Source organism: uncultured Aquabacterium sp. (assembly GCF_947366995.1).
Taxonomy (GTDB): Bacteria; Pseudomonadota; Gammaproteobacteria; order Burkholderiales; family Burkholderiaceae_C; genus Aquabacterium.
This window is the reverse complement of the sequence record NZ_CANBCC010000096.1, coordinates 1-10,713: the sequence shown is the minus strand read 5'-3', so window position 1 is coordinate 10,713 and position 10,713 is coordinate 1. Positions and strand designations below refer to the sequence as shown.

Below are 10,713 nucleotides of genomic sequence, written 5' to 3'. Positions count from 1 at the left end.
CGCTCCTCAATCCTTTGGATTGGATGAGACCTTCTGTCTCATCAGCCGGCCCTTTGGGCGAAAGGGCCTGGTCGCTTCGCTCCTCAATCCTTTGGATTGGATGAGACCTTCTGTCTCATCAGCCGGCCCTTTTCGCGTTCCCAGTCGCGGTCCTTGATGGTGTTGCGCTTGTCGTGCTCGGCCTTGCCCTTTGCCAGCGCAATGTCTGCCTTCACGCGGCCACCCTTCCAGTGCAGGTTCAGCGGCACGATGGTGTAGCCCCGCTGCTCGGTCTTGCCGATCAGGCGCTTGATCTCGGCGCGGTGCATCAGCAACTTCTTCGTGCGGTCGGCGTCCGGGTTCACGTGTGTCGACGCCGAGCGCAGCGCGTTGATGCGCAGCCCGATCAGGTAGAGCTCGCCGTTCTTCACCACCACGTAGCCATCGGTCATCTGCACCTGGCCTTCGCGGATGGCCTTCACCTCCCAGCCCTCGAGCACAACGCCGGCTTCGTACTTTTCTTCGATGTGGTAATTGAAGTGGGCTTTGCGGTTTTCAGCAATCGACATGAGAAGGGGCGTCGTTTTCGTAAAATGGCGGGATTCTATGAAGCACGTCCACAAGTCGGTCCTGCTGTGGTACTCGCCGCGCGAAATGTATGCGCTGGTCACCGCGGTCGAAGACTACCCCAAATTCCTGCCCTGGTGCGACAAGGCCGAGGTCCTGCAACGTCACGACGACGGCATGACCGCGCGCCTGCATATCCATTTTGCAGGCGTACGTCAGGCCTTCACCACCCGCAATGTCAATGAGACAGGGCGATCGGTGTGCATGACGCTGGTCGATGGCCCGTTCTCGCAGCTGGAAGGCACGTGGACGTTCTCACCGCTGAACACGCCTGGAGCAACGGCAGCGCCGGGCGACCCGCTCGATGCGCCTGCCTGCAAGGTGGAGTTCTCGCTGAAGTACGCGTTCTCCAGTCGGCCGCTCGAACTCGTCATCAGCCCGGTGTTCGACCGCATCGCCAACACCTTCATCGATGCCTTCGTGAAGCGCGCGGAGCAGGTCCATGGCCCCCGCTGAGCCTCTGCAGGCACAGATCGCCGTCGAAGTGGCGGTGAGCGTCTCGCCCCGCGTGGTCGAGCGCGTGTCGCTCACGCTGCACGGTGGGGCGACGCTCCGTGATGCGGTAGAGGCGTCCGGCCTGATCGGTCGCATCGAGGGTCTGGATGCCGAGGGTCTGGCTCAGGGCGTGTGGTCTGCTGGGGTCTGGGGGCATCGGGCCCGTGCGACGCAGGCATTGCGCGATGGTGACCGCGTCGAGCTGGTTCGCCAGCTCAAGGTCGACCCGAAGGAGGCGCGCCGGCAGCGCTACCGCAGCCAGGGGGAAAAGATCCCGAAGGGGTGGCACCGTCCGCGGAACTGGACGGCGACCGGGCAGGGCGACTGACAAGGCGGCTGACAGCGCGCGGAACGCCGGGCATCGCAACCCGACGTGCTTCGCAGGCGTTCAGCGGCAGTTGCCGGCCATCACCTCCTGGGTGCGACGCATCTCTTCCGCGCGGCCCGCATCGTCCAGGATCTCGCGTTCGCCTGCGGCGTTGGTGCGCGCGATGCGGATGCCGTCCTGCAGCGACTTCATGTACGCCGTGGCGCGCTGGCAGTTCTCCGCGCGTACCTTGGCCTGCTTCTCTTCTTCGGCCTTTACCTGGGCCTTCTTCTCTTCTTCGGCCTTGCGGCGCCGGGCTTCCAGTTCGCTGTCGGCCTTGGTCGCAGCGGCAGACGCTGCGGGGGCGACGGGCGCTGCAGCCGGGGCCACTTCGGCCGCCTTCACCACGGGCCGGCTGGTGGGGACGGCCGGACGCGCCAGAATCGCCTGTTCCGGCGTGCCAGCCGGAGGCGGACGGTCGCTGTACTGGATGCTGCCGCTCGCATCCCGCCATTTCCACTGCGGGGCAGCCGAGGCGGGCAGGCTGTAAAGACACAACGCGGCCAGCACAGACAGGGCCACGCGTGACGAAATCGGGTGCAGGGTGCTCATCTGCGCGAGTTTAGCCCTGCTGTCTTCCCAGGCTCCCGGGGATTGTGTGGATTCGGCCCGCGAACACGTACGTTTTCCCGCTGTCCGCTTCACCGCGTATAATCCGCTTTTGCGTCTGGAGCCCTGTTCATGCGCCTGCTTGGTAAAGCCCTCACGTTTGATGACGTGTTGTTGGTGCCCGCGTACTCTCAAGTGTTGCCCCGCGACACGTCGCTGGCCACCCGTCTGTCCCGCAATATTCAGCTGAATCTGCCTCTGGTGTCCGCCGCAATGGACACCGTGACGGAAGCTCGCCTGGCGATCGCGATCGCCCAGGAAGGCGGCATCGGGATCATTCACAAGAACCTGTCGCCCAAGCAACAGGCTGCCGAGGTCGCGCGCGTCAAGCGCTACGAGTCCGGCGTGCTGCGCGACCCGATCACCATCACGTCGGACGTCAAGGTCCGCAATGTGATCGAGCTGTCCAACCAGCACGGCATCTCCGGGTTCCCAGTGGTGGACAACGGCAAGGTCGTGGGCATCGTCACCGGCCGGGACCTGCGTTTCGAGACCCGCCTCGACGCCCCGGTGCGCGAGATCATGACCCCGCGCGAGCGCCTGATCACCGTCAAGGACGGTGCCACCCAGGCCGAAGCCAAGGCCCTGATGCACCAGCACAAGCTGGAGCGTGTGCTGATGATCAACGACGCCAACGAGTTGCGCGGCGTGTTCACGGTCAAGGACATCACCAAGCAGAACACCTTCCCCAACGCCGCCCGCGACGCCCATGGCAAGCTGCGCGTGGGTGCCGCGGTGGGCGTGGGTGACGGCACCGAAGAGCGCGTCGAGTTGCTGGTCAAGGCCGGCGTCGACGCCCTGGTGGTGGACACCGCCCATGGCCACAGTCATGGCGTGATCGAGCGCGTGCGCTGGGTCAAGAAGAACTTCCCGCAGGTCGACGTCATTGGCGGCAACATCGCCACCGGCGCAGCGGCCCTGGCCTTGGTTGACGCCGGCGCCGACGGCGTCAAGGTGGGCATCGGCCCGGGCTCCATCTGCACCACGCGCATCGTCGCTGGCGTGGGCGTGCCCCAGATCATGGCCATCGACAACGTGGCCACCGCGCTGCAAGGCACGGGCGTGCCGCTGATCGCCGACGGCGGCATCCGCTACTCCGGTGACATCGCCAAGGCGATCGCTGCCGGCGCCAGCACCGTGATGATGGGCGGCATGTTCGCCGGCACCGAAGAAGCACCCGGCGAGGTCATCCTGTTCCAGGGCCGCAGCTACAAGAGCTACCGTGGCATGGGCTCGATCGGCGCCATGAAGGACGGCTCGGCCGACCGCTACTTCCAGGAAAACGACGAGACGACGAACCCCAACGCCGACAAGCTGGTGCCCGAGGGCATCGAAGGTCGCGTGCCTTACAAGGGCTCGGTCATCACGATCCTGTACCAGATGGCGGGCGGTCTGCGCGCCTCGATGGGCTACTGCGGTTGCGGCACCATCGCCGAGATGCACAACAAGGCCGAGTTCGTCGAGATCACGTCGGCGGGCATCCGCGAAAGCCACGTGCACGACGTTCAGATCACCAAGGAAGCCCCGAACTACCGGATGGAGTAAGGGGCACGGCGGCCGGTGCCCGACGGTGGTCGCGCCGGCCCGTCTTTCCTGACCGCATGAGGACACCGGCTTCGGCCGGTTCCTTTTTTTGACCACCGACCGAGACAGCCATGGCTTCGAACTCCGGCCGCCAGGCGGCCATGCCGTTCATCATGATCACGGTGCTGCTCGACATGATGTCGATCGGCATCATTGCGCCTGTCCTGCCCAAGCTCATCGGGTCGTTCATGGACAGCGGGGCGGGCACCTCCGTCGGGTACGGTGCAGCCCAGGCGGCCTTTGCCATCGCCCAGTTCTTCAGCGCGCCCGTGCTGGGGGCGCTGTCCGACCGCTACGGTCGCCGACCGGTGCTGTTGCTCGGGCTGGTGGGCATGGCCGTCAACTTCTTCGTCACGGCGCTGGCCACCGAATTCTGGATGCTGATCGCCGTGCGCATCATGGGCGGTGCGGTGTGCGCCAACATCGCCGTGGCCAATGCTTATGTGGCCGACATCACCCAGCCCAAGGACCGCGCCAAGAACTACGGCCTGCTGGGCGCCATGTTCGGCCTCGGCTTCATCCTGGGCCCGGTGATGGGCGGCGTGCTGGGAGACCACAACATCCACTGGCCGTTCCTGCTGGCCGGCTCGCTGTGCCTGCTGAACGCCGTGTATGGCTACTTCGTGCTGCCCGAATCGCTGCCGGCCGAGCGCCGCCGCGCGTTCGAGTTTGCCCGAACCAACCCGTTCAGCGCGCTGGCCCGCCTGCGTGAGCTCAAGGGTGTCGAGACGCTGCTGTGGATCATGGGGCTGTCCATCCTGGCGCAGTTCTGCCTGCACACCAGCTGGTTCCTCTACACCGAGTTCAAGTTCGGCTGGACGCCGAAGGACAACGGTCTGTCGCTCTTTGCAGTGGGCATGATGGCCGTGCTGGTGCAGGGCGGGCTGCTGCGTCAGATCCAGAAGCGCATGCCGTTGCAAAACATCGTCCGCATCGGGCTGGTGTCGGCCACGCTGGCGTTTGCCGCCTTTGGTGCGGTGCCCGAGGGCTGGATGATGTACGTGGTCATCGTGGTCAACGTGTTCGGCTACATGGTGCAGCCCGGCCTGCAGAGCGTCGTGTCGAATGCGGTCGACCCGTCGCGCCAGGGCGAAAGCATGGGTGCCGTCTCGTCCATCAACAGTGTGGCCGCCATGCTGGGCCCGGTGCTGGGTTCGCCCTTGCTGGCGGCCGTGTCTCATTACCCGCAGGGTGACTGGCGCATTGGCGCGCCGTTCTACCTGTGTGCCGCCATCCAGGCCATTGCCGCCGTCATCGGCCTGCGTTACTTCAGCCGTGCCTTCCATGAGGCCCCCGCGCGCACGGTGCGCACCGGGGCCTGATCACGAACGACTTCCGCCTCACGCCCGAAGCCTGCCCAAGAGAGCTCACCATGCATGACAAGATCCTGATCCTCGATTTCGGCTCCCAGGTCACCCAGTTGATCGCCCGCCGCGTGCGCGAGGCCCACGTCTACTGCGAGATCCACCCGAACGACGTGTCGGACGACTTCATCAAGTCGTTCAACCCCAAGGGCATCATCCTGTCGGGCAGCCACGCATCCACCTACGAAGACCACCAGCTGCGCGCGCCGCAGGCGGTGTGGGATCTGGGCGTGCCCGTGCTGGGCATCTGCTACGGCATGCAGACCATGGCGGTGCAGCTGGGCGGCGAAGTGAGCTGGTCCGACACCCGCGAATTTGGCTATGCCGAGGTGCGCGCCCACGGCCACACCAGGCTGCTGGACGGCATCCAGGACTTCACCACCCCCGAAGGCCACGGCATGCTCAAGGTGTGGATGAGCCACGGCGACAAGGTGACCCGGCTGCCGGACGGCTTCACGCTGATGGCGTCGACGCCCAGCTGCCCGATTGCCGGCATGGCCAACGAAGCAAAGCGCTACTACGCCGTGCAGTTCCACCCCGAGGTCACGCACACCATCCAGGGCCATGCCATGCTGACGCGCTTCGTGCGCGAGATCAGCGGTTGTGCGGGCGATTGGGTGATGGGCAACTACATCGAAGAGGCGGTCGCGAAGATCCGCGAGCAGGTGGGTGACGAAGAGGTCATCCTCGGCCTGTCGGGTGGCGTGGACTCGTCGGTGGCGGCGGCGCTGATTCACCGCGCCATCGGCGACCAGCTGACCTGCGTCTTCGTCGACCACGGGCTGCTGCGCCTGAATGAGGGCGACATGGTGATGGACATGTTTGCGGGCAAGCTGCACGCCAAGGTCATCCGGGTCGACGCGAGCGACCTGTTCCTCGGTCAGCTGGCCGGGGTGTCCGACCCCGAGAAGAAGCGCAAGATCATCGGCAGCCTGTTTGTGGACGTGTTCAAGGCCGAAGCCGGCAAGCTCAAGGCCGCCGGCAACGGTGTGAAGGGCGCGACCTTCCTGGCGCAAGGCACGATCTACCCCGACGTGGTGGAAAGCGGCGGCACCAAGACCAAGAAGGCCACGACCATCAAGAGCCACCACAATGTGGGCGGCCTGCCGGAGCAGTTGGGCCTGAAGCTGCTGGAGCCGCTGCGCGAGCTGTTCAAGGACGAAGTGCGCGAGCTGGGCGTGGCCCTGGGCCTGCCGCACGAGATGGTCTATCGTCACCCGTTCCCGGGCCCGGGTCTGGGCGTGCGGATCCTGGGCGAAGTGAAGAAGGAGTACGCCGACCTGCTGCGTCGCGCCGACGCCATCTTCATCGAAGAATTGCGCTCCACCATCGAGCCGCTCAGCGGCAAGAGCTGGTACGACCTGACCTCGCAGGCCTTCACGGTGTTCCTGCCGGTCAAGAGCGTGGGCGTGATGGGCGATGGCCGCACCTACGACTACGTGGTGGCCTTGCGCGCGGTGCAAACCAGCGACTTCATGACTGCGGATTGGGCCGAGTTGCCTTACAGCCTGCTGAAGAAGGTGTCAGGGCGGATCATCAACGAAGTGCGCGGCATCAACCGCGTCACCTACGACGTGTCGAGCAAGCCGCCTGCCACGATCGAGTGGGAGTGACTTGAAGGCGGTTTACACCGTCCCGAACGTCTTGAATGCATTGAAGCCCTTGATCATCAAGGGCTTTTTCGTTTTTGTCTTCTGTGGAGTTTCATGACATCCCGATGCATTCGGACTCGCCTCTACGAGAACAGGGCTTGTTGAAACTCATGGAGCAAGTGCTTGACTTCGAGTGCACTCGAAGTTCTAGGATCCAGTCATGGATGAATTTCTCACGATCACCGAAGTGGCACAACGCACAGGCCTGTCTGCCCACACCTTGCGCTATTACGAGCGTGCAGGGCTGATTGCGCCCGTGGACAGGGCACCGGGTGGGCAGCGCCGCTATGCCGCCGCCGATCTGGAGTGGATCAGCTTCCTGATGCGCTTGCGGGGCACCCGCATGCCGGTTGGGCAGATGCAGATGTTTGCGCAATTGCGCAGCCAAGGTGAGTCGACGGTGGCAGCGCGGCGGGCGCTGCTGGAGCAACACCTCGTCGAGGTGCAGGAATCCATTCGCGCCATGCAGCACGCCGCTCAGGTGCTGCAGACCAAGGTTGATCACTATCGAGGCCAGGAAAGGACGCTCCATGACCGCGGACACCGATGAACGATTCAGCCGAGGGCTTGCCAGGTTGAAGGAGATTGATGGCGAGGCGGGCAAGCGGGTGGTGGCCAGTCTGGCCGACATCGCGCCAGACTTTGCGCGTTACCTGGTCGAGTTCCCGTTCGGCGACATCTACAGTCGCCCGGGCCTGGACCTGCGAAGCAGGGAGATCGCTGTCGTTGCGGCACTCACGGCGATGGGCAATGCCGCGCCCCAGCTCAAGGTTCATTTGCGCGCGGCACTGAACGTGGGGGTGTCCAGGCAGGAGATCGTCGAGGTCATCATGCAGATGGCGGTTTACGCTGGGTTTCCTGCCGCGCTCAATGGGCTCTCTGCGGCGCGAGAGGTGTTCGGTGCAAGCAGCGAAACGGACGAACGGCGCGGGAAATGACCGAGACGGCGTGTTCGCCAAGTACTAACGCCCGCTCGTCGGCGCCTTGATGCGTTCCAGGCCCTGACGCGCGAGCGTCTCGCCTTCGGACCCGGGTGGAGACACCGCCGCCAGCTGTTTCCAGTGGGACGTCGCCTCGTCCATGCGGCCCGCGCGGTAGGCTGCCATGGCGGCCAGCGCGTGGCTCTTGGCATGCTTCGAGTCATGCGAGAGGGCCCGCGCCACCCACTGTGCGGGCTCGCCTTCCAGCTGGCCGCCCTGCGCCGTGGCCAGCACATCGGCCAGATCGGCCATCATCTGCGGGTCGTCGGGCGCCAGCCTCAGGGCTTCGCGGTAGGCGTCGGCCGCATCGCGCCAGCGCTCCATCGCCTGGTAGGAGCGCGCCAGCACGAACCACCCCTCAAGGTCATCGGGCGAGGCTTTGAGCTTTTGCGCCAGGCGCTGCGTGGCTTGCGTCATGTCGACGTTGTTCATGCGGTGGGCGGGCGACTCGGGTTCGACCAGCATGGCACGGGGGGCGCCCAGCGCGGCGTAAAGGCCGGTGGCCAGCAGTGGCACGGCGAGTGCAGCCAGCGCGGCGGCCCGGCGTCTGCCCGAAGGTGTCTCGGTCGCATCGGCCTGAGGGGCGAGCAGCGGGCGGCAGAGGGACAGGGTGACGAGCAGCGTGGCCAGTCCGGCCACGGCGATGAAGAGCCCCATGTCGGCGTTCATGTCTGGCGCTCCGATGTCGGGGTGCCGTGAGCGGGCGGGCGCTGCCGAAGGCGCCGCAGCCGCCACCCCAGCGCCCCCGCGCCCAGAGCCAGCAAGGCAAACGGGCCTGCCCACAGGACGGTGGTGTCCGCGCGCACCGGCGGCTCATACAGCACGAACTCACCGTAGCGCTGCACCATGAAGGCCCGAATCTGCTCGTCGCTGCGGCCCTGTTCGATCTGCCGGGCGATTTCCGCTTTCAGGTCACGCGCCAGGTCGGCATTGGAATCCGCCAGCGTCTGGTTCTGGCAGACCGGGCAGCGCAACTCGGTCGCGAGCGCGTGAAGGCGATCAGGAGCCGCCCAAGCGAGGCAGGCCCCAGACAGCATGAACGCAGTCAGCAGTCGCTTCACGATTCTCTCAGCGATTTCAGAAGGGGCAACAGCTCGCGCTCGACCCGTTCCTTGGTCAGGGGGCCGGCATGCCGGAAGCGCACGCGCCCTTCGCGGTCGATCACGAAGGTTTCCGGCAGGCCATAGACGCCGAAGTCCATGCCGATGCGGCCGTCGGGATCGGCAATGGAGGCGCGATACGGATCGCCCATCCGGGCCAGCCACGCCTGGGCCTGCGGCGCGGCGTCTTTGTAGTTGAGCCCGTAGACGGGCGCGGTGCCGGCGGCGAGTTGCTTGACTGCCTCGTGCTCATCGGCACAGGCCGTGCACCACGAGGCCCACACATTGAGCACCCACGGCTGGCCTCGCATCTGCGTGGAGGTGACGACCTGATCGGCGTGCCCCAGCCGCGCGGCGCTGAATGACGGCGCGGGCTGACCCAGCAGGGCCGACGGGAGTTGACGGGGATCGTGCCGCAATCCGGCGGCAAACAGCGTCACCAGGCCGAGCGCCAGGCCCAGTGGGAGCAGTGGCCAGATTCGACGGAGCGTGGTCATCGGCGCGGGCCCTTCACGCGATGCACGGGTTGCAGGGCCGTGGCGCTGGTGGGCAGGGCGGGGTGGTGCACAGCGCCGCCTGAAATGGGCGCATGTACGCCCCGCGGTGCGCGCCAGGCTGCCAGCACGCCGCCCACGCTCATCATCAGGAAGCCAGCCCAGACCCACACCATGGCCGGCTTGAACTGAACCCGCATGGCCCATGTGCTGGGGCCGATGGCCTGGCCCATGGCCACGTACACATCGCGCCACCAGGCGGTGTCGATGTCCGGCGCGGCCACCGTCATGTCCTGCGTGGTGTAGTCGCGGCTTTCCGGGCGTAGCGTCCCGATGGGCTCGCCATGGTCGAGCAGGGTCAGCGTGGCCCGCGTGCCCATGTGGTTGCCTGCGTGAAAAGCCTCCAGGGCGTCCAGCCTCACCTGGTAAGGGCCGACCGGAACCGTCTCGCCCACCGAAAGGGGCACCTCTCGCTCGGCTTCGTGTGACTTGAGCAACGTGAGGGCCAGCACGAAGACGCCCACCCCCAGATGCGCGCATGCCATGCCCCAAGCGGCCAGGGTGCGAGGCACGCGCAGGCGCCAGATCGGCATGAGCGCCGTGATTACGGCCCAGGCGCCCAGCAACATGCCCCAGAAGGCCATCGGCCCGGTGTGACCCAGCAGCAGGGCCACCACGGCGCTGGCCACGCTGGCGACCAGCGCCCAGCGAAGGCGCCGGGCCAGCGCGGGCAGCGGCATGCCTCGCCAGTGTGCCAGCGGCGCGACGCCCATCAGCAGCACGGCCGGGGTCAGCAGCGGCCCCAGCACCGCCTCGAAATAGGGCGGCCCCACGGAGATCTTGGCCAGCCCGAGCGCGTCCAGCGCCATGGGATACAGCGTGGCCAGCAACACGGTGGCCGCGGCCACCGACAGCACCAGCGCATTGCACAGCAGCATGGCCTCGCGTGATACCGGTGCGAAGTCCCAGGGCTTGGCCAGGCGGCGGGCCCTCAAGGCAAACAGACACAGTGATCCCCCCAGCGACAGGCCGATCAGCGCGAGGATGAAGACGCCCCGCGCCGGATCGGTGGCAAAAGCGTGGACCGATGTGATGGCGCCGGATCGCACGATGAAGGTGCCGATGAGGCTGAGCCCGAAGGCGGCAATGCACAGCAGCAACACGGCGGGTTTGAACAGGTCGGTGCGCGCGGCGGCAGCCAGGCTGTGGAGCAGCGCCACGCCCACCAGCCAGGGCAGCAGCGAGGCGTTCTCGACCGGATCCCAGAACCACCAGCCGCCCCAGCCCAGTACGCGGTACGCCCAGCTGCTGCCGAGCACGATGCCCACGCCCAGCGCCGCCCACGCCACCAGCACCCAGGGGCGCAGCCACGCCAGCTGCTCGCGCGTCAGGTGGCCTGTCCACAGTGCGCCCACGGCGAACGCAAACGGCACGGCAAACCCCACGTAGCCCAGGTAGAGCG

At 66.3% G+C, this 10,713-nt stretch carries 13 protein-coding genes; 7 read left to right on the top strand and 6 right to left on the bottom strand.

Annotated features, from left to right (window positions below; genetic code table 11):
* Window positions 1-83: 83 nt before the first annotated feature.
* Window positions 84-548 carry an SsrA-binding protein SmpB gene (gene smpB, locus Q0Z44_RS17340; RefSeq protein ID WP_298015099.1) on the bottom strand — a complete coding sequence of 155 codons (465 nt, stop codon included), beginning with the start codon at window positions 546-548 and terminating at the stop codon, window positions 84-86.
* Between the two features lie 37 nt (window positions 549-585).
* Between smpB and Q0Z44_RS17335 the strand changes: the two genes are divergently transcribed.
* The gene (locus tag Q0Z44_RS17335) at window positions 586-1,062 is read left to right on the top strand and encodes a type II toxin-antitoxin system RatA family toxin (protein WP_298015097.1); all 477 of its coding nucleotides are present in this window, start codon (window positions 586-588) and stop codon (window positions 1,060-1,062) included.
* On the top strand, window positions 1,049-1,429 hold the full coding sequence (locus tag Q0Z44_RS17330) for an RnfH family protein (RefSeq protein WP_298015095.1): 381 nt from the start codon (window positions 1,049-1,051) through the stop codon (window positions 1,427-1,429). Before Q0Z44_RS17335 ends, Q0Z44_RS17330 begins: the two co-directional genes overlap by 14 nt.
* 60 nt (window positions 1,430-1,489) lie before the next feature.
* Here Q0Z44_RS17330 and Q0Z44_RS17325 read toward each other — a convergent pair whose 3' ends face one another.
* Entirely contained in the window at window positions 1,490-2,020 is a 531-nt protein-coding gene (locus Q0Z44_RS17325; protein ID WP_298015093.1) for a DUF4124 domain-containing protein, read from the bottom strand.
* Between the two features lie 129 nt (window positions 2,021-2,149).
* On the opposite strand from Q0Z44_RS17325, the gene guaB reads away from it, so the two are divergent.
* From guaB to Q0Z44_RS17300, 5 genes are all read left to right on the top strand, one after another.
* On the top strand, window positions 2,150-3,622 hold the full coding sequence (gene guaB / locus Q0Z44_RS17320; protein ID WP_298015091.1) for an IMP dehydrogenase: 1,473 nt from the start codon (window positions 2,150-2,152) through the stop codon (window positions 3,620-3,622).
* Window positions 3,623-3,732: 110 nt separating this feature from the next.
* Window positions 3,733-4,983 carry an MFS transporter gene (locus tag Q0Z44_RS17315; protein WP_298015089.1) on the top strand — a complete coding sequence of 417 codons (1,251 nt, stop codon included), beginning with the start codon at window positions 3,733-3,735 and terminating at the stop codon, window positions 4,981-4,983.
* A 50-nt stretch (window positions 4,984-5,033) separates the two neighbouring features.
* A complete protein-coding gene (gene guaA / locus Q0Z44_RS17310) occupies window positions 5,034-6,638 on the top strand; it encodes a glutamine-hydrolyzing GMP synthase (RefSeq protein ID WP_298015087.1) in 1,605 nt (534 codons plus the stop codon).
* Between the two features lie 199 nt (window positions 6,639-6,837).
* Entirely contained in the window at window positions 6,838-7,227 is a 390-nt protein-coding gene (locus Q0Z44_RS17305) for a MerR family transcriptional regulator (RefSeq protein ID WP_298015085.1), read from the top strand.
* Entirely contained in the window at window positions 7,208-7,615 is a 408-nt protein-coding gene (locus Q0Z44_RS17300; RefSeq protein ID WP_298015083.1) for a carboxymuconolactone decarboxylase family protein, read from the top strand. The genes Q0Z44_RS17305 and Q0Z44_RS17300 overlap by 20 nt, the downstream gene beginning before the upstream one ends.
* A gap of 24 nt (window positions 7,616-7,639) precedes the next feature.
* Here Q0Z44_RS17300 and Q0Z44_RS17295 read toward each other — a convergent pair whose 3' ends face one another.
* The 4 genes from Q0Z44_RS17295 to Q0Z44_RS17280 form a co-directional block, all read right to left on the bottom strand.
* Window positions 7,640-8,326: a tetratricopeptide repeat protein gene (locus Q0Z44_RS17295; RefSeq protein ID WP_298015081.1), complete on the bottom strand. Its 687-nt coding sequence runs from the start codon at window positions 8,324-8,326 to the stop codon at window positions 7,640-7,642.
* The gene (locus Q0Z44_RS17290; protein ID WP_366517639.1) at window positions 8,323-8,718 is read right to left on the bottom strand and encodes a cytochrome c-type biogenesis protein; all 396 of its coding nucleotides are present in this window, start codon (window positions 8,716-8,718) and stop codon (window positions 8,323-8,325) included. The genes Q0Z44_RS17295 and Q0Z44_RS17290 overlap by 4 nt, the downstream gene beginning before the upstream one ends.
* Window positions 8,715-9,254, bottom strand: a complete 540-nt coding sequence (locus Q0Z44_RS17285; protein ID WP_298015079.1) for a DsbE family thiol:disulfide interchange protein — start codon at window positions 9,252-9,254, stop codon at window positions 8,715-8,717. The genes Q0Z44_RS17290 and Q0Z44_RS17285 overlap by 4 nt, the downstream gene beginning before the upstream one ends.
* Window positions 9,251-10,713 (bottom strand): cytochrome c-type biogenesis CcmF C-terminal domain-containing protein (locus tag Q0Z44_RS17280; protein WP_298015077.1); only part of this gene is annotated, 1,463 nt, incomplete at its 5' end. The genes Q0Z44_RS17280 and Q0Z44_RS17285, both read right to left, overlap by 4 nt.